Below are 18,288 nucleotides of genomic sequence, written 5' to 3'. Positions count from 1 at the left end.
AGGAGCACCCGTGCGCAGACTCCGTCTCGCCCTGTCCCTGCTGCTCGCCGGCGTCCTGCTGGTTCTCGGGCAGGCCCCCGCCCAGGCCGCCGTCTGGTGGTCCTCCGACCAGTGGGGCAACTGGACCAGTGGCGGCTACACGCTCTACAACAACATCTGGGGCAGCGGCGCCGGACCGCAGACCATCTGGGCCAACTCGACCAGCAACTGGGGCGTCTGGGCCAACCACCCGAACACCGGCGGCATCAAGTCCTACCCCAACGCCAGTCGTAGCGTCGGCATCAAGCTCAGCGCCCTGCGCAGTGCCACCAGCAGCTTCAACGTAACCGTGCCGACCAGCGGGGTCGCGTTCACCACGGCCTACGACATCTGGGCCAACGGAACCAGCTACGAGATCATGCTCTGGATGAACAAGTACGGGGCCGTCGGGCCGCTCGGCACGTTCCAGACCGCCGTCACCGTCGGTGGTCACAGCTGGAACGTGTACTCCGGCTCCAACGGTGCCAACCAGGTCTTCTCGTTCGTGCGGACCAGCAACACCAACGCCGGCACGGTCGACATCCGCGCGGTCCTGAACTGGATCAAAACCCGCGGCTGGTACGGCGACGTCACGCTCAGCACGATCCAGTTCGGCTACGAGATCACCTCGGCGAGCGGCGGCAAGGACTTCGTGACCAACAGTTACTCGGCCTCGGCTAGCTGACGCACAGTTCATCCATAGCCTCCAGTGTTTGCATGGTGGCGTAACACCCACCGAGCGGCATATCGGAGGAAACGTGACTTCAAAGCACTATCCGACGCATCAGGGGCGTCCGCTCCCCAATCCGGACGAGGAGGTCTTCGACCAGGGCCTCGGTTTCGACCTGGACACCCTGATGGGTCGGCGGCAGATCCTGCGAGCCTTCGGCATCGGCGCGGCGACCCTGGGTCTGGCCGCCTGCACCTCCCCGTCCTCGTCGTCCGGCACGTCGTCGGCCGCCTCGGCGACGGCGGGTTCCTCGGTCTCGGCCGACGAGATCCCGGACGAGACCGCCGGCCCCTATCCCGGTGACGGCTCCAACGGCCCTGACGTGCTCGAACAGAGCGGGATCGTGCGCAGCGACATCCGTACCAGCTTCGGCGACGCCGACGGTACCGCCGAGGGCGTCCCGATGACCCTCGAACTGACGATCAAGGACCTGGCCAACGGCGGCGCCGCGTTCGCCGGAGTGGCCGTCTACGTCTGGCACTGTGACCGGGCCGGGCTCTACTCGATGTACTCCGAAGGCGTCACCGAGGAGAACTACCTGCGTGGCGTGCAGATCGCCGACTCGGCCGGGAAGGTGAAGTTCACCAGCATCTTCCCGGCCTGCTACACGGGGCGGTGGCCGCACATCCACTTCGAGGTCTACCCGGACGAGGCCGCCATCACCGACTCGACGAAGGCGATCGCCACCTCGCAGGTCGCCATCCCGAAGGAGTACTGCGACACCGTCTACCAGGAGAAGGGCTACGAGTCTTCGGTCACCAACCTGGCCCAGCTGACCCTCGCCACGGACAACGTCTTCGGCGACGACTCGGGCGCCAGGCAACTCGCCACGGTCACCGGTGACGTGGCCGGCGGGTATGCGGTGTCCCTCAGCGTGGGGGTCGACACCGGAACCACCCCGGCCGCGGGTGCCGCCCCGCCGGGAGGTGGCGGGCAGCCGGGCGGTGCGCCGCCCAGCGGTGGCCCCGGCGGCGGCCCGGGTGGCGGCGGCCCGGGCGGGACCCCGCCGTCGGGCGCACCGCCGGCGTGATCTCTCGGCCGGCTCGGGCACCCGCCCGGGCCGGCCTGCTCGTGGTCAGAGGACCTTGGTGCCGTACATCTCGCCGAGCGGGTCGGCGATCAGTTCGATGCGGGCGCCGTCCGGATCCCGGAAGTAGACCGAGACGTCGTTGTGGACCGCGTGCTCGACGGCCGCGGCGGTGAGGCGCTGGACGATCTCGGCCCAGCGGCTCGGTTCCACCGAGATGGCCAGGTGGTGCAGGCCGCCGAGGACCTCGGCGTAGGGGCCCAGGTCCAGGCCGGGCAGGTCGAAGAAGGCGAGCAGATTGCCGTTGCCGATGTCGAAGAAGAAGTGCGACGAGCCCGGATAGTCGCGGTTCTCGATCAGCTCGGTGAGTGGGAAACCGAGCAGGTCCTGGTAGAAGCGGACGGTCTGCTCCACGTCGCTGCTGATCAGCGCGGTGTGGTGGAGGCCCCGGGCGGTGGACTGCGGGCGCTCGCCCGGCGGCCGCAGGTGTTCCTCGCGGATCCGGTGGCGCGTGGCCTCGAGCGCGGCGAGATCGGTCTGAGTGTCACCCATCCCTGGATCTTGCCTCGTCGGACGCCGTCCGGTCCCGGCGAGGCCGGACTTCGGCGGCACCCGGTGATAACGACGCGGGCCACGGTTCCGGAAATCGTTCGGAACCTTGACAGAACATTGGCGTCGGTGGATGAATGTGTTCGACCCTGTGTGAGCCCGTTCGGTCTTGCGGGGTTCCGGTCGTCCTGCCGGTCCTGTTCGTCCGCTCTCAGCCTCCGTTGTCCGGCCTGTCCGCCGCGGCCAGGCGGTTCATGGTCGCGCAACTCGGTGTGCCCGTTCCCCTGAGGAGTCCGATGCGCCGATTCGTCGCCCGTACCTCCGTGTTGCTCGCCATGGCCGCCACCGGCCTGGTCGGCTTCGCCGCGCCCGCGGCGGCGGTCGTTCCGAAGACACCGCCACTCACCACGCCTTGGACCAGCCAGGTCTCCACCACCAACCCACTGCCGGAGTACCCGCGGCCGCAGATGACCCGTCCCGACTGGCAGTCGCTGAACGGCGAGTGGCAGTTCCTCAACCCGGCGACCGACTCCGCCGGCAACGTCAACCGCAACGCGGCACCGCCGATCGGGCAGACCCTGCCGGAGCGGATCCTGGTGCCCTATCCGGTCGAGTCGGCGCTGTCCGGGATCATGCGCAACGACAACCGTGACCTGATGTTCTACCGACGGACGTTCACCGTGCCGTCGGGCTGGGCCGGCCGGCGGGTGCAGTTGCACTTCGGCGCGGTCGACTACGAGGCCACCGTGTGGGTCAACGGCACCCAGGTGACCACGCACAAGGGTGGTTACGACAGGTTCGAGGTGGACATCACGCCGCAGCTCAACGGCGGGACCAACGAGATCGTGGTCCGCGTCTACGACCCCACGAACGGCCGTGGGGAGGAGCAGCCGTCGGGTAAGCAGGTCGACAACCCGAGCGGGATCTTCTACACGCCGACGTCCGGCATCTGGCAGACCGTCTGGCTGGAACCGACCCCGGTCTCCTCGATCTACTCGGTCGACATCTACCCGAACATCACCGCGAACACGGTTCGGGTGCGTGTGTTCACCCGCGGGAACGTCACCGGGCACAGCGTGTTCGCCGAGTCCATGGCCGGGACCACGGTCGTGGGCAGTGCCACCGGCGGATTCACCGACTTCACCGTTCCGGTGCCCGATGCCCGGCGGTGGTCGCCCGATGATCCGTACCTGTACCACCTACGGGTCTCGCTCCGTGACTCCGGTGGCGTCGGCGTGGACCAGGTGACCAGCTACTTCGGGATGCGCGAGGTCGGCACCAGACTGGTCAACGGCGTACTGCGGCCCACCTTGAACGGGGAGTTCGTCTTCCAGGCCGGCACCCTCGACCAGGGCTTCTGGCCGGACGGGCTGTACACCGCTCCGACCGACGCCGCGCTCGCCTTCGACCTGCAGAAACACAAGGACCTGGGCTTCAACATGGTGCGCAAGCACATCAAGGTGGAGCCCGCCCGCTGGTACTACCACGCGGACCGGTTGGGCCTGCTGGTCTGGCAGGACATCCCGTCCGGCGGCGACGACACCAAGTCGGCCGCGCAGATCGCCGAGTTCGAGACCGAGGCCCGGGAGATCGTCGACGAGCACCGCTTCTCGCCCGCGGTCATCACCTACGTGCCGTTCAACGAGGGCTGGGGCGAGTGGAACCTCGCCGAGACGCAGCGGGTCACCCGGAATCTGAAGAACTACGATCCGACCCGGCTGATGAACGCGCACTCCGGGTTCAACTGCTGCGCCTCGAAGGGTGATCCCGGCACCGGGGACATCATCGACTGGCACGTCTACACCGGGCCGGACGCGCCGCTGCCGTCGTCGACGCGGGTGTCGATCCTCGGCGAGTTCGGCGGGCTGGGCCTGCGCACTCCGGGGCACGAGTACAGCCCCAACGGACAGTTCTTCGCCTACGAGCAGATGTCGAGCAACGCGCAGCTCAACGACCGGTTCACCGGGATGATCCGGGACTCCGAGCGCCTGATGACCGCCAAGGGCCTCTCCGGTTTCGTGTACACCGAGATCACCGACGTCGAAGGGGAGTACAACGGGCTGCTCACCTATGACCGTCAGGTGCAGAAGGTGGACACCGGCCAGGTGCGCGCCGCGATGACGAGCCTGATCCGGGCGTCACGGAACCAGAACTCCGCGGCGCCGCTGACACTCGGGCAGGTCCGGTCGTTCCAGGTGACGACATCCGGCTACACCGATCGTCATCTGCGGCATTCGAACTCGGTGGCCCGGACCGACGTGATCAGTGGCGACGGGGCCCGGCAGGACGCGTCGTTCCGTACCGTGGCCGGGTTGTCCGATCCGCGGTGCTACTCGTTCGAGTCGGTGAACTTCCCGGGCCGCTACCTGCGGCATGCGAACAGCCTGGTCCGGATCGACGCCGACACCGGTGGTTCGTTCGCGGCCGACGCCACCTGGTGCTCCCGGCCGGGCCTGGCGGCCGGCGGGGTCTCGTTCGAGGCGGCCAACCAGCCCGGTCAGTACCTGCGGCATGCCAGTGAGCAGGTGCGGATCGACCCGAACACCGGTGGTTCGTTCGCGGCCGACGCGACCTGGAATGTGTCGAACCCGGCGTTGTGGCGTAGTTCGGTGCTGCTGCCGTTCGATGTGCGGCGGTCGTTGCAGGTGACCACGTGGGGATACACCGACCGATACCTGCGGCACGCCGACAGCCTGGGCTGGACCGAGGTGGTGAATGCCGGCAGCAGCGCGCTGCTCAAGGCCGATGCCACGTTCACCCTGCGCCGGGGCTTGGCCGACTCGTCCTGCTACACCTTCGAGTCGGTCAATCTGCCCGGACAGTACCTGCGGCATTCCGCCAGCCGGATGCGGCTGGCGGCGAATGACGGGTCGGCGTTGTTCGCGGGTGACGCCACGTTCTGTACACGGCCGGGGCTCGGCGGGGTCGGCGTGACCTTCGAGTCGATCAACTTCCCGGGTCGGTACCTCCGGCACTTCGACGCCCAGGCCTGGATCGCATCCGGCACCGGATCCGGATTCGACCGGCCGCTGACCCTGAGCGCCGACAGCAGCTGGACCGTCGCCGCTGCCTGGACCCCATAACCGGCCATCCCCTCCGGAACGGCCGCTCGCGCGGGTCGCGGGCGGCCGTTCGGCGTGGCGGGCGTGGAGCGAAAACGAAGAGTCTTTTCGGACTGGTCCCATCGAGGTGTCGAAGCGGTAAAATGGGCGACCATGGGAGCGCTCCCAAATCTGCTCCCATGCCGGCCGGCGACTCCGCCGGGTGGCTCCGACTGCGACGGGGGAGGACCTGTTGCGCTACGGGCAATTCGACGATGAGCAGCGCGAGTACGTCATCGAGAGGCCGGACACACCGCTGCCGTGGATCAATTACCTCGGCACGGACGCCTACTTCGGGATCGTGTCCAACACCGCGGGTGGCTACTCGTTCTACCGTGACGCCCGTCTGCGGCGGCTCACCCGTTACCGCTACAACAACGCGCCGCTCGATGTGGGCGGCCGTTACGTCTACGTACGCGACGACGTCAGTGGTGACTACTGGTCGCCGTCCTGGCAGCCCACCCCGGAACGCGAATTGGACGACTACGAGTGTCGGCACGGGCTGTCGTACACCAGGATCGGTTCGTCCCGGCGCGGGATCCGGGCCGAGACGCTCTATTTCGCGCCGCTGGGGGAGACCCTGGAGGTCTGGCGGGTCCGGGTCACCAATGAGCGCACCGACAACGCCGAGTTGTCGCTGTTCTCGTCGGTGGAGTTCTGCCTGTGGGACGCGCAGGACGACGCCACGAACTACCAGCGGAATTTCAACACCGGCCAGGTGGAGGTCGTCGACGGCGTCATCTACCACAAGACCGAGTACCGGGAACGCCGCGACCACTTCGCCTATTTCGCCTGCTCGGAGCCGCTCGCCGGGTTCGACACGCAGCGTGAGGCGTTCCTCGGCGCGTACCGGGGCTGGGATCGGCCGGTCGTCGTAGAGAGCGGTCTCTCGAAGAACTCGGTCGCGCACGGATGGCAGCCGATCGGCAGCCACCACGTCCGGCTGCGGCTCGCGCCGGGTGAGACGCGCGAGGTCGTCTTCGTCCTCGGCTACGCCGAGAATCCGAAGGACGACAAGTTCGATCCGCCGGGCTCGCAGACGATCAACAAGACCCGGGTCAAGCCGGTCATCTCCCGGTGGCTGCGGCCCGAGGTCGTCGATCAGGGGTACGCCGACCTGCGCGCGTATTGGGACCGGCTACTGAACACCCTGCACGTGACCACGCCGGACGGCGACACCAACCGCATGGTCAACGTGTGGAACGCCTACCAGTGCCTGGTCACGTTCAACATGAGCCGGTCCACGTCGCTCTATGAGACGGGCATCGGCCGTGGCATGGGCTTCCGCGACTCGAACCAGGACCTGCTCGGGTTCGTGCACATGATCCCGGAGCGGGCTCGGGAGCGGATCCTGGACATCGCCGCCACCCAGAAGGAGGACGGCGGCGCCTACCACCAGTACCAGCCGCTGACGAAACGCGGGAACAACGACATCGGCGACGGCTTCAACGACGACCCGCTGTGGCTGATCCTGGGCGTGGCGGCGTATCTCAAGGAGACCGGCGACCACACGTTCCTGGACGAGCGGGTGCCGTTCGACAACGTGCCGGGCAGTGAGGTCCCGCTCTACGAGCACCTGCGCCGTTCACTGAAGTACACGCTGGATCGGCTGGGCCCGCACGGCCTGCCGTTGATCGGCCGCGCCGACTGGAACGACTGCCTGAACCTGAACTGCTTCTCCGACACTCCGGGCGAGCCGTTCCAGACGACCGAGAACGCGTCCGGTGGGGTCGCCGAGTCGGTGTTCATCGCCGGCCTGTTCGTGCTGGCCGCCAAGGAACTCGCGGTGATCGCCGGGCTGCGTGGGCAGGACGGCGAGGAGGTCGTCTACCGGGCGGCCGCCGAGAAGATGGCCGGCACGATCACCGAGCACGGCTGGGACGGGGCCTGGTTCCGGCGGGCGTACGACTTCTACGGCAACGTGCTCGGCTCGGGCGAGAACGACGAGGGTCAGATCTTCATCGAGCCGCAGGGCATCTGCGTGCTCGGCGGGGTGGGCCTGGAGGACGGGCTCGCGGTGAAGGCGCTGGACAGTGTGGCCGACCGGCTGGCCACCCCGCACGGGATCGTGCTCCAGCAGCCGGCCTTCTCCAGTTATCGGATCGAGTTGGGGGAGATCTCGTCGTACCCGCCCGGGTACAAGGAGAACGCCGGCATCTTCTGCCACACCAACCCGTGGATCATGATCGCCGAGACGATGGTCGGCAACGGGGACCGGGCGTTCGACTACTACCGGCGGATCAACCCGTCGGCCCGGGAGGGGATCAGCGAGACGCACCGCACCGAGCCGTACGTCTACGCGCAGATGATCGCCGGCCGGGACGCGCCCACCCACGGCGAGGCCAAGAACTCGTGGCTGACCGGCACCGCGGCCTGGAACTTCGTGGCGATCAGCCAGTGGATCCTGGGCATCCGGCCGGACTTCGGCGGCCTGCGGATCGACCCGGTGCTGCCCACCGGCTGGCCCGGGTTCACCGCGACCCGCGAGTTCCGTGGCGCGACCTACGAGATCACCGTGACCGGTAGCGGCCGGGTCGACCACCTGCTCGTCGACGGTGTACGGGTGGAGGGCGCCCTGGTCCCGCCGGCCGAGCCGGGCGCCGTGGTCCGGGTGGAGGCGATCCTGGGCTGATTCCATTCACGCCGGACCGTTATCTTCCTCGCGGTGGAACGGCGTGTCGCGAGCCGGATGCGCACCGTACCGTGTGGAGGGTCGGACAGTGCCGTCGGCGGGTATGGAGGGGCACCCGGCTCGCGGAGGAACCAGTGAACGAATGGACCAGATTCGGTGCGAACAGTCCGATCCCGGCCCGGTTGCGCAGCCGCCGTCGGCCGGTGATCTGGCTGTTCGTGGGTGTGCTGCTGATGGTGGGCGCGATCCGGCTGATCGGTGAGCACAAGCCCGCCGCCGCCGGTGTGATCGGGTTCGCCGGCGGCGTGACGATCCTGGTCCAGACCGGCAAGCTGATCTCCCGGACCAGGACGCTGCGCGGGCGGCCCCGGCTGGCCGCCCGCCGCGGCTGGACGTACCGCGCGGAGGATGCCGCCCTGCCCGCCTCGACTCGGCTGGAGCAGTTCCTGCGGGATGCGCCGCCCGCGTTCGCGGTGCTCACCGGCACCGAGAACGGGGTGCCGTTCGTGGTCTTCGACCAGACCCGCGACATCGGCGGCCACGACACGTTCTACCTGGCCAGGCTGCCCCGGCCGCTACCGGTGGGCCGGGTGTCGATCGCCGACGGGCAGTTGATCGGCGGTGACATCGGCACACCGGAGGTGGCGGCGCTGTTCACCCGCGAGCTGTTGCAGCGGATCGAGGAGGCACTGCCCGGCTGCGGTTACGTGGTCACCGGCGAGTGGGTCAACACACCGGTCACCGCTCTGCTGAGCCCGCGGCCCCGGGAGATCGAGCAGCGGATCGACGCGATGACCCGGGTCGCCGCCCTGCTGTCCGACGCCGCCGACGAGTTGACCGCGGCGGGGTGATCCTCAACGCCTGGGCCTGCCGTCCCGTCAGGGCCGATCCGGGGCGCCGGCTCGACTAAATCTCAAGACCGCCGTGCGGTCGTCGAAGAGCACCGGTGTGCGCCGGCCCGGGAACCTCCTGACCGGCCGGGACGCCACGTCGTTCCGGCCGGCCCCGGCGCGCGTCGGCCGTACCGTATCGGTGGGTTTCGCCGTCGTGGCGGTGAGTTTCGCGCTCGGGTACGTGTACGGCGGGGCGTCGGTCCGCACCGGTCTGATGTTGCTCTCCGGCATGGTCGCCGCGGTGGCCATCGCGGTCGGCCTGCGCCGGCACCGGGTCACCGACCAGCGGCCGTGGGCGCTGGTGATCATCGCACTGCTGCTGCTCACGACGGCGAACGCGGCCTGGTTCCACGCCGCGCTGGAAGACATCGCCAAGCCACCGGATCTCCTGGTCGTGCCGCCGCAACTGGGCGGCTACGTGTTCATGCTGGCGGCCAGCCTGCTGATCGTGCTGCGGCACGCGCCCCGCGACGCGAGTGGCACCATCGACGCCGCGGTGTGGGGGATCGCCCTGGCCGCCCCGTTGTGGGAGTTCGCGTTCCGGCCGCGCATGCTGGGCGCGGGCATGGGCACGGCGGGACTGTTCCTGGTGCTCACCCAGCTGTTGGTGCTGCTCGGCATCTGCGGCGCGCTGCTGCGGGTGGCCCGGACCAGCGCGGCCGGCCGAACCTGCATGAACTACCTGTTCGCATCGCTGGGCTGCACGATCCTCGGCATCGCACTGGTCAACATGGGACCGGTCTCCGGCGAGAACGCGTCCCTGCCGGCCCTGTGCTTCGCGATCGGCTACCTCGCCCTCGGCGCGGCCGGACTGCATCCGAGCGTGAAACAGCTGAGTGAGCCGGCCCCCGACCTGGCGCCGCCCACCCCGCGACTCCAACTCGGGCTGCTCGGCACGGCGCTGCTGCTGATCCCGCTGTGCGGCGGCCTCGGCCAGCTGCTGGGCCAGCCCGCGGACGGGCTGCTGTTGACCATCGCGCCGCTGCTGAGCATCCCGCTCGTGCTGGTCCGGATCAGCCGGCTCAAACACGCGCTGCTCTACCAGGCCACCCACGACGAGCTGACCGGCCTGGTGAACCGGCGGCACCTGTTCACCGAGATGCAGAAGGCGATCGCCGCGCACGCCGGTGGGGCGCCGGGTGACCTGGCGCTGATCTACTGCGACCTGAACGGGTTCAAGCCGATCAACGACGAGCACGGGCACGAGGCGGGCGATGCGATCCTGCGCGCCACCGCCGCCCGGATCACCGACGCGGTCCGGGCCGGGGACGTGGTGGCCCGGATCGGTGGCGACGAGTTCCTGATCTTCTGCGCCGAGGCGGACGACGCCACGGCCCGTGCGCTCGGTGACCGGATCGCCCGGTCGATCGCGGTGCCGGTGGCGTGGGGCGGCCGCGACCTGGTCGTCACGGCCGCCGTCGGCACCGTCACCCGGACCGAGCGCCGCATCGTCGCGCCGGACGAGCTGCTCGCCGCCGCCGACGAGCGGATGTACGCCGACAAGCGCGGCTCAGCGCAGCGCCGGCAGCACCTTCGCACCGAACGCCTCGACGAACGGGCCCAGGTCCTGCCCCACATGGTGCAGGTAGATCCGGTCGAAGCCGAGGGCCGCGTAGCCTCGTAGCCACTCGACGTGCCGTTCCAGATCGGCCGAGATGTTCACGACCTTCGCCACCTGCTCGACCGTGACGTTCTCGGACACCACGTCGAACTCCTCGGCGGTGGCCAGGTCCCAGCAGACCGGCGGTACGAAGATGTTGCTGCGCCACTGGTCGTGGGCGATCGTCTCGGCCTCCTGCTGCGAGCCGGCCCAGCTCAGATGCACCTGGAGACAGATCGGGCCGCGGCCACCGGCGTCCCGGTAGGCGGCGATCATCGCGCGCAGATGCTCCTCGGGCGCGTTGACGGTGACCAACCCGTCGGCCCACTCCGCGCACCAGGCGGCGGTGGCCGTGCTGATCGCGGCGCCGATCAGCGGCGGGGTGACCTCCGGCCGGGTCCACAGCCGGGCCCGGTCGACGGTGATCAGCCCGTCGCGGGACACCTCCTGCCCGTCGAGCAGGTCACGGATGACGTCGACGGACTCGCGCAGGCGGGCGTTGCGGACCTCCTTGCGCGGCCACTTGGCCCCGGTGATGTGCTCGTTGCTGAACTCGCCGGACCCCAGCGCTGCCCAGAACCGGCCCGGAAACATACTGGCCAGAGTGCCGATCGCCTGCGCGATGATCGCCGGGTGGTAACGCTGGCCCGGTGCGTTGACCACCCCGAACGACAGGTTCGTGGCCTGGAGCGCGGCACCCAGCCAGGACCAGGCGAAACCCGACTGGCCCTGGCGGGAACTCCACGGCGAGAAGTGATCGGAACACATCGCGGCGTCGAAGCCGGCGCGCTCGGCCGCGATCACCGCGTCCAGGAGCGCGCCGGGTGGGATCTGCTCGTGCGAGGCGTGGATGCCGTACTCGGTCATGGCACGCCTACATACCCACTACTCCGGTGCCATGACCAGGATTCCGAGGCACATCTCGTCGCTGGTGCCCTCGCCCCACACCACGTACCGCGAGGGCAGTTTCTGCAGCTGGGGCAGTTGCTTGCGCAGCGTCGCGTCGTGGGTGCAGGTCACCCGTACGTCATCGCCCTTATTGATCTTGATGGGCTTGGCCAACGGCACGAGCGCCTGATCGTCGAAGTCGTACTGCGGGACGTCGAGCAGGGTCTGCGCCTCGGCCGTCCCCGGGTTGAGCTCCACCTTGATCGCCCGGCCCAGCAGGTGCATGTGGCCGGCCGCCAGGTAGACCGTGCCGCCCTGCTCGACCGGCTGGTCGCAGCTCTGCGTGTTGCCCGGTTTCGGGGGCGCGCCCTTGTTGCACCACTGGTTGAGCTGCTGGACCTGCTCCGCCGAATCGGCGCCGAACCGCTTGCCGACATCGGCGACCGCGGTGTCCCGGTCGCAGAGCGCACCCGTCCCGCCGGGCTCGCAGGGCAGCTCGATCGGGGCCATCACCAGCCCCGTCTCCAACGGCTTGAGCCCGGCCGCCGAGGAGATGCGCATCTGCATGCCCGACGCGTCCGAGCCGGGGCCGCCGGCGCCCGCGCCGAGCAGGTTGTAATGCACCTGCATGACCAGCTTGCTACCGGGCGGCATGGTGAAGCCGAACCCGGCCGGCATCAGCGTCTCGCCGGCGCCCGGCGCCCAGTGCGCCACCCAGGCGGTCTGACCGTCCACACCGCTGTCGCCGAAACAGGTCCAGCCCTCACCGGCCGTCTCGGCATCCACCTTCTCCGCGGCCTTCGCCTGCTCGGGGTCGAGCCGGTAGAAGATCGCGTGGTGCACGATCGCCGCGTTCTGCGGACGGAACTGACTGCCGGTCAGGTAGGCCGACTCGGTCAGCCCCGGGTCCACCAGGAAGCATCGATACTCGTCGGTGCCGCCGTTCGGCGCGGCCGGGGTGTACGGCGTCTTCAGCCCCACCTCGATGAAACGCTCGCTCGCGCGCAGCGGACTGGCCGGTGGCGCGGAGCCGGAGGCGCTGTGGCCGGTGTGCGGACTGGCCGGCGGCGCGACCGAGGTCGGCTCCGGATCGGTGGTGCCGCACGCGGCCAGAAGCAGAGTGGCGGCGACCGCGGCGGCGGTGGCGGGACGGGCGAACCTCATGCTGGCCTCCACATGGCCGGACGGTGAGTCCGCCTCATCCTTTCAATCGCCGCCCTCCACCGCATATCCGTGGTAACCCGGACGATACCCTGCGAATGGATCATCAGGGTGGTTTCAGGGTCCTACACTCGGCTGCACCTCTGCTGTCTGGATCGGCGCGATCTCCGGCTCGGTGGGAGCGGTGTCGCTGCGGGCCAGTGTGAACGCCCCGACGCAGAAGAGGATCATCACGATGGCGGCCACCACGCCGAGCACCACCCAGAGCGCGGTGCGCGAGGTCGGCCGGTGCGGCGCCGGCGGGACGGCCGGTGCCGTCGGATACGGCGTGGCCGCGGTGACCCGCGGCAGGTCGGTCTGGGTGTCGGCGGCGGCCACGATGCTCTCCGGGTCGCCGAGCCGCTCCAGGATCGTGCGGACCTCGGCCTCCGACTCCGCGCCCGACTCGGCCCGCGCGATCTCAATGTGCTCGCGCAGGTCGCCGAGCAGCTCCTCACGACGCCCGGCGGGCAGCCGGCCGGCGGCCCGCTCCACCCGTGCCAGGTAGGCGGTGACCAGTTCGTCGGTCTGGGTCATCTCAACTCTCCGTTCCCAGGATGCGGTCCACACCGCTGCGGAAGGTGACCCACTCGGTGCGGAAGTGGGTGAGAGCCGCTTCGCCGTCCGCCGTGAGGGTGTAGTAGCGCCGCGGCGGGCCGGCCGGAGCCTCCCGCCAGGTGGTCGCGATCCGGCCGTTGCGCCGCAGGCGCGACAGCAACGGATACATCGTCCCCTCGCTGGTGATCATGCCGAGACCGTTGCTGAGCTGCTGAACCAGCTCGACGCCGTAGAGCTCGCGCTTGTCCAGAAGCGCGAGCACGCAGTACTCGATGGTGCCCCGGCGCAGGGCCGTGGTCAGTGCCGCTTCATCTGTCACGCCCACAAGGTACCTTGCGTCGCAAGGTACTCGCAACAGCAAGAGGGGCCGCCCCGGCGGCCCCTCTTGGCGGATCAGCCGGTGATGCGGAACGTGGCGTCGGCCTTCTCGGTGGTGGTGCTGATCGGGTCGATGCGCAGCAGGTAGTTGTAGTGCCGCAGGTAGCGGGTCGGGTAGTTGTACGACTGGAACGACGACCAGGAACTGTCGGCGAGCCCGGCCACCTGCTTGAACGTGGCGTCCGCGGCGAACGTCGCGGTGCCGTCGTTCGCGGCGAGCTGCCCGTCGTAGGAGTAGTGCCGCAGGTAGTAGCCCGGATAGTTGACCGACTCGAAGGAGACGTAGCCCGAGCTGTTGGCGAGGCCGGGGACGATCCGGAACTGCGAGTCGCGCAGCGGGCTCACGTCGGCGTCGATCCGTACGTCGAAGTTGGCGTGCCGTACGTAGCGGGTCTGGTTGTTGTAGGACTGGATCCGCTTGAGTGTCGTCGTGCTCGCGCCCCACTTGGCCAGCACCCGGGTCTCCTCGGCGGCGGTCAGGTTCAGGATCGAGCCGTGCCGCTTCTTGGTGGTGCCGAGGCTGTAGTCGGTACGGGTGGCGAAGTTCGCGGTGCTGCCCAGGTTGGTGGACCGCACCGGCATGTACCCGCGGCCGGTGGCGTACTGGTCGACCCAGAGATGCCACTCGTTCGCGCCGTTCGTCTGCGCCCACATCGGGCCCTCGACGACGTTGCCGCCGGTCGCTCCGTTGGAGATGCCGAGGTGCTGGAGGTCGCCGATCTTCGTCCAGGTGCCGAGGATCGAGTTGCCGCCCTCGACGGTGATCTGCCCGTCGGCTGACGCCCGGTAGTAGCGGTAGCCGCCCAGGCTGTTCGCCACCTCGATGATCTGGGTGTCGATGATGCCCTGGCCGGATCCCCTGTCGATGTAGAGGGTCGGGGCCGTCACGGTACGGAAGTCGCTGGTCCGGACGTACCAGATGCGGTGCTTGGTGACGCCGTTGAGCAGCGAATTGGTCGCCCAGTAGATGACGTAGTCGTTGGTGGCCGGATTCCAGATGGCCTCCGGCGCCCACGCGTCACCGGCGCCGGAGATGCCGCCGGCCACGTTGATCAGCCGCGGGACCGACCAGTTGACCAGGTCGGTGGACTCCCAGACGACCAGGTTCTTGCTGCCCTTGCTGGAGGCGTCACCCCACGAGGTGCCGCCGGCGATCCGCAGGTCGGTCGCGATGATCCAATATTTGTCGCCGTTGGGGGAACGGACGATGGCCGGGTCGCGGACACCCTTGGTGCCGACCGTGGACAGCAGCACCGGGCCGCCCGCGTTGAGGTCGGTCCAGTTGCGACCGTCCTTGCTGTGGGCGAGGTAGATCTGCTCACCCTGCGCCGACTCGCCGATGAAGTGGGCCATCAGGTAGCCGGTGAACGGGTCGAGGGCGCTGGCGGGGGCGGCCAGGCCGGCGATGACGAGGACGAAGGTGGCCAGTAACGCGCTGATGCGACTGAGGACTCGGGGCATCGAAACTCCGATTGTTAGCGCTAACGCACGGGGGAATGTTTCGAAGTGTTGATGCCCGTAACTTTCTTGTCAAGAAGTGGGCTGTTCTGACGTCAGCACTCGGTCACGTTCACCGCGAGGCCGCCCCGTGCGGTCTCCTTGTATTTGTCCTTCATGTCGGCGCCGGTCTCCTTCATGGTCTTGATGACCTTGTCGAGGGAGACGTGGTGGCGGCCGTCGCCGCGCAGGGCCATCTTCGCCGCGGTGACCGCCTTCACCGCGGCCATGCCGTTGCGCTCGATGCACGGGATCTGCACCAGGCCGCCGACCGGGTCGCAGGTCAGGCCCAGGTTGTGTTCCATGCCGATCTCGGCGGCGTTCTCCACCTGCTCCGGCGTCCCACCGAGCACCTCGGCGAGCCCGGCCGCGGCCATCGCGCACGCCGAACCGACCTCACCCTGACAACCCACCTCGGCCCCGGAGATGCTGGCGTTGCGCTTGAACAGCATGCCGATCGCCCCGGCCGTCAGCAGGTAGCGGACCACACCCTCCTTGTCGGCGCCCGGCACGAAGTCCAGGTAGTAGCGCAGCACGGCCGGAATGATCCCGGCCGCGCCGTTGGTCGGGGCGGTCACCACGCGGCCACCCGCGGCGTTCTCCTCGTTCACCGCCATCGCGTAGACCGTCAGCCACTCCATCGCCAGCTCGCCCCGATCGCCGGCCACCCGCAGCTGACGGGCCGTCGCGCCGGCCCGGCGCCGGACCCGCAGGCCGCCCGGCAGCACACCCTCGGCGTACAGGCCGGCGTCGATGCAGTCGCTCATCACCTGCCAGATGTCCAGCAGGCCGGACCGGATCTCCGACTCGGTGCGGTGCACACCCTCGTTCGACAGCATCAACCGGGAGATCGACAGTCCCGTCGCGTTCGCGTGTTTCAGCAGCTGAGCGGCCGTGCCGAAGACGTAGGGGACGGTCGTGGGCTCCGGACGTACCACCGAGAGGTCGTCCGCCACGACGAACCCGCCGCCGACCGAGAAGTAGACCCTGCGCAGAATCTCCGCGCCGTCGGCGCGCAGCGCCGTGAACAGCATCCCGTTGGGATGCCCCGGCAGCACCTTACGGCGATGCAGGACCAGATCGACGCCCACCTCACGCTCACGCAGCAGCCGCAACCGGCCGTCCGCCCGGATGCGAGCGGCCCGCGCATCCGCGGTGATCACGTCCACCGTCTCCGGGGTGTCACCCTCGAGACCGAGGAGTACGGCCTTCGGTGTGCCGTGCCCGTGCCCGGTGGCCCCGAGAGACCCGAACATCTCGGCGCGAACCGTGGTCACATGATCGTTTCCGGCCAGATGACCGGCGAAGAGGCGGGCCGCCCGCATCGGCCCCACGGTGTGCGAGCTCGACGGGCCGATGCCGACGGAGAACAGGTCGAAGACGGAGATGTGCTGCTCAGGGCTCACGATGCACTCCTTTGTGCGTCGACGGCCGGGGGAAGCCGACGGGGATGGTTACGTGAGCGAGGGTGTTCTCGGTTCAGCGGAGGTCAGTCGCAGACGCTGGACATCGGGTTCTTGCGGGCCACCACGATCGGCAACTCGTGCCGCCGGTGATGGTCGGCGTGCAGCCAGCGCATCATCGGGTACATCACCAGCAGGAACCGGGCGGTCATCCAGGCCCGGGCGTACGAGCCACGCCGCAACCGCCCGATGTGCTGGGCGTAACCACGCTCGGTCATCAGCAGGTAGTGGCGGAAACCCATGAAGTCGCCCTTGACCCGGCGGGACGACGTGCCGGCCACCAGTGTCCGGGCGTACCGCACCGAGTAGCCGCCCTCCCGCAGGTGGATGCCGAGATCCAGGTCCTCGTGGAACTGCTCGTCGGCGCAGAGGGTCGCCGCCACCGCCAGCCAGGTCGGGCGGCGGATCGCCATGTTCGCGCCGAAGACCCAGTCGAGCCGCCCGTTCGGAACCGTCCACAGGCCGCGGATGATCGCGTCGCCGCGGGCCGCCACGCGGGGCAGGGTCACGTCGTAGTAGCGGACCGGGCCGGTCGCCGCGTCCACCGACGGATCGCCGAACGTCGCCTCCACCGCGGCCAGATGACCCTCCGACAGCCTGGTATCCGCGTCGATCCGGACGATCACATCACCCGTCGCCGCGTTCAGCCCCCGGTTGCGGGCGTGCTGCACACCCTGCCGGTCCTCGCCGAGGACGATCACCCGGTCCTGGAAGCCGCGCAGGATCTCGGCGGTCCGGTCGGTCGAGTTGTTGTCGACCACGATCACCTCGTCGGCCGCCCGGGACTGCGCCAGAACGGCCTCCAGGCAGGCGCCGATCATCGATTCTTCGTTGTACGCGGGAATGACGACGGAAATGCGCAGCCCTGACATCGATCCTCCGATGCTCGTCTTGGCGAGCATGATTCCGCGCAGGTCGTGGACGCGGCTACCGCCGCCGGGCGACCAGTGGGTGGAGGTTGGATGAGCGGCCGGAGACCCGTGGGGTCAGGCGGTGATCGGTGTCCAGGTGGCGAATTTCGGGAGACGGTTGTCTCCGGACGAGCGGCCGCGCAGGCGCCGGTTGATCCACGGCAGGACGTGCTCGCCGTAGTAACGCGCCTCGCCCAGGATGCGGAAGGCCGGCGTCGGGCCCGGGTCGAGAGCGTGTGGCGCCGCCGGGTGGCCGAGAGCGCGCAGCACCAGCGAGGCGACCCGGCGGTGGCCCGCCGCGTTCAGATGGAGGCGGTCGGCCGACCAGTAGACCCGGCGGCGCAGCTCGATGTCGCGGAAACAGTCGACGAACGTCACGTCATAGCGGGGGAGCAGCTCGGACACCGCGGCCGTGAGGATCTCACCGCGCTGCCGGAAGGTGCTGCCGAACGGCAGGTGGTCGGACGGATCGGCGCCGCTCAGCACGACCAGGCGCACCCCGGCCGCGGCGCAGCGCTGGACGGCCTGCTCGGTCAGCTCGATCAGACGGTCCAGCGAGACGCCGCGGCGCAGCATGTCGTTGCCGCCGCCGTTGAAGGTGATGAGCGTCGGGGCGGGGGCCAGCGCCAGGGCGGCGGGAAGCTGATCGTTGACGATCGGCTCCAGCAGGCGGCCGCGGATGGCGAGATTCGCATACTCGACCGGGCTGTCCGAGATCTCGGAGAGGCCGGCCGCGACCAGATCGGCCCAGCCCCGCTCGGTGCCGTCGGGGAGGGTGTCACCCAGGCCCTCGGTGAAGCTGTCGCCGATCGCCACGTACCGCGTCATGGGATGGACGCTATC

The 18,288-nt window shown here is 69.2% G+C and carries 15 protein-coding genes; 6 read left to right on the top strand and 9 right to left on the bottom strand.

Going from position 1 to position 18,288, the window contains the following annotated elements:
* The first annotated feature begins 10 nt into the window (after positions 1-10).
* Together Q0Z83_RS33820 and Q0Z83_RS33815 are read left to right on the top strand one after the other, a co-directional pair.
* The gene (locus Q0Z83_RS33820) at positions 11-703 is read left to right on the top strand and encodes a GH12 family glycosyl hydrolase domain-containing protein (RefSeq protein ID WP_317787301.1); all 693 of its coding nucleotides are present in this window, start codon (positions 11-13) and stop codon (positions 701-703) included.
* 73 nt (positions 704-776) lie between these two features.
* Positions 777-1,778: an intradiol ring-cleavage dioxygenase gene (locus Q0Z83_RS33815; RefSeq protein ID WP_317787300.1), complete on the top strand. Its 1,002-nt coding sequence runs from the start codon at positions 777-779 to the stop codon at positions 1,776-1,778.
* A gap of 45 nt (positions 1,779-1,823) precedes the next feature.
* Here Q0Z83_RS33815 and Q0Z83_RS33810 read toward each other — a convergent pair whose 3' ends face one another.
* The gene (locus Q0Z83_RS33810) at positions 1,824-2,327 is read right to left on the bottom strand and encodes a VOC family protein (RefSeq protein WP_317787299.1); all 504 of its coding nucleotides are present in this window, start codon (positions 2,325-2,327) and stop codon (positions 1,824-1,826) included.
* A 293-nt stretch (positions 2,328-2,620) separates the two neighbouring features.
* On the opposite strand from Q0Z83_RS33810, the gene Q0Z83_RS33805 reads away from it, so the two are divergent.
* The 4 genes from Q0Z83_RS33805 to Q0Z83_RS33790 all read left to right on the top strand — a co-directional run bounded on the left by Q0Z83_RS33805 (position 2,621) and on the right by Q0Z83_RS33790 (position 10,574).
* On the top strand, positions 2,621-5,407 hold the full coding sequence (locus Q0Z83_RS33805) for an AbfB domain-containing protein (protein ID WP_317787298.1): 2,787 nt from the start codon (positions 2,621-2,623) through the stop codon (positions 5,405-5,407).
* Positions 5,408-5,618: 211 nt separating this feature from the next.
* Positions 5,619-8,057 (top strand): GH36-type glycosyl hydrolase domain-containing protein, encoded by a 2,439-nt coding sequence (locus Q0Z83_RS33800; RefSeq protein ID WP_317787297.1) that lies wholly within the window; start codon positions 5,619-5,621, stop codon positions 8,055-8,057.
* A gap of 134 nt (positions 8,058-8,191) precedes the next feature.
* The gene (locus Q0Z83_RS33795) at positions 8,192-8,908 is read left to right on the top strand and encodes a hypothetical protein (RefSeq protein ID WP_317787296.1); all 717 of its coding nucleotides are present in this window, start codon (positions 8,192-8,194) and stop codon (positions 8,906-8,908) included.
* A 97-nt stretch (positions 8,909-9,005) separates the two neighbouring features.
* A complete protein-coding gene (locus tag Q0Z83_RS33790) occupies positions 9,006-10,574 on the top strand; it encodes a GGDEF domain-containing protein (RefSeq protein ID WP_317787295.1) in 1,569 nt (522 codons plus the stop codon).
* Here the strand turns inward: Q0Z83_RS33790 and Q0Z83_RS33785 are convergent.
* The 8 genes from Q0Z83_RS33785 to Q0Z83_RS33750 form a co-directional block, all read right to left on the bottom strand.
* Positions 10,461-11,417 (bottom strand): TIGR03885 family FMN-dependent LLM class oxidoreductase, encoded by a 957-nt coding sequence (locus Q0Z83_RS33785; protein WP_317787294.1) that lies wholly within the window; start codon positions 11,415-11,417, stop codon positions 10,461-10,463. The genes Q0Z83_RS33790 and Q0Z83_RS33785 overlap by 114 nt on opposite strands.
* Positions 11,418-11,435: 18 nt before the next feature.
* Positions 11,436-12,602: a monooxygenase gene (locus tag Q0Z83_RS33780; protein WP_317787293.1), complete on the bottom strand. Its 1,167-nt coding sequence runs from the start codon at positions 12,600-12,602 to the stop codon at positions 11,436-11,438.
* Between the two features lie 114 nt (positions 12,603-12,716).
* Positions 12,717-13,175 (bottom strand): HAAS signaling domain-containing protein, encoded by a 459-nt coding sequence (locus Q0Z83_RS33775; protein WP_317787292.1) that lies wholly within the window; start codon positions 13,173-13,175, stop codon positions 12,717-12,719.
* 1 nt (position 13,176) lies between these two features.
* A complete protein-coding gene (locus tag Q0Z83_RS33770; protein ID WP_317787291.1) occupies positions 13,177-13,515 on the bottom strand; it encodes a PadR family transcriptional regulator in 339 nt (112 codons plus the stop codon).
* A 74-nt stretch (positions 13,516-13,589) separates the two neighbouring features.
* The gene (locus Q0Z83_RS33765; RefSeq protein WP_317787290.1) at positions 13,590-15,035 is read right to left on the bottom strand and encodes a glycoside hydrolase family 43 protein; all 1,446 of its coding nucleotides are present in this window, start codon (positions 15,033-15,035) and stop codon (positions 13,590-13,592) included.
* A gap of 92 nt (positions 15,036-15,127) precedes the next feature.
* Positions 15,128-16,477, bottom strand: coding sequence for an L-serine ammonia-lyase (locus Q0Z83_RS33760; protein ID WP_317787289.1), 1,350 nt, complete (start codon positions 16,475-16,477; stop codon positions 15,128-15,130).
* An 83-nt stretch (positions 16,478-16,560) separates the two neighbouring features.
* Positions 16,561-17,406 (bottom strand): glycosyltransferase family 2 protein, encoded by an 846-nt coding sequence (locus tag Q0Z83_RS33755; protein ID WP_317787288.1) that lies wholly within the window; start codon positions 17,404-17,406, stop codon positions 16,561-16,563.
* Positions 17,407-17,520: 114 nt separating this feature from the next.
* Positions 17,521-18,273 carry an SGNH/GDSL hydrolase family protein gene (locus Q0Z83_RS33750; protein WP_317787287.1) on the bottom strand — a complete coding sequence of 251 codons (753 nt, stop codon included), beginning with the start codon at positions 18,271-18,273 and terminating at the stop codon, positions 17,521-17,523.
* Positions 18,274-18,288: the final 15 nt, after the last annotated feature.

The sequence above is a fragment of the Actinoplanes sichuanensis genome (assembly GCF_033097365.1).
GTDB lineage: Bacteria > Actinomycetota > Actinomycetes > Mycobacteriales > Micromonosporaceae > Actinoplanes > Actinoplanes sichuanensis.
This window is presented reverse-complemented; position numbering and strand designations above follow the sequence as displayed.

Coding starts and splice junctions, on each gene's coding strand:
- Q0Z83_RS33750 (WP_317787287.1), bottom strand. CDS start 18,273: ATGACGCGGTACGTGGCGATCGGCGACAGCTTCACCGAGGGCCTGGGT.
- Q0Z83_RS33805 (WP_317787298.1), top strand. CDS start 2,621: ATGCGCCGATTCGTCGCCCGTACCTCCGTGTTGCTCGCCATGGCCGCC.
- Q0Z83_RS33755 (WP_317787288.1), bottom strand. CDS start 17,406: ATGTCAGGGCTGCGCATTTCCGTCGTCATTCCCGCGTACAACGAAGAA.
- Q0Z83_RS33785 (WP_317787294.1), bottom strand. CDS start 11,417: ATGACCGAGTACGGCATCCACGCCTCGCACGAGCAGATCCCACCCGGC.
- Q0Z83_RS33810 (WP_317787299.1), bottom strand. CDS start 2,327: ATGGGTGACACTCAGACCGATCTCGCCGCGCTCGAGGCCACGCGCCAC.
- Q0Z83_RS33765 (WP_317787290.1), bottom strand. CDS start 15,035: ATGCCCCGAGTCCTCAGTCGCATCAGCGCGTTACTGGCCACCTTCGTC.
- Q0Z83_RS33775 (WP_317787292.1), bottom strand. CDS start 13,175: ATGACCCAGACCGACGAACTGGTCACCGCCTACCTGGCACGGGTGGAG.
- Q0Z83_RS33780 (WP_317787293.1), bottom strand. CDS start 12,602: ATGAGGTTCGCCCGTCCCGCCACCGCCGCCGCGGTCGCCGCCACTCTG.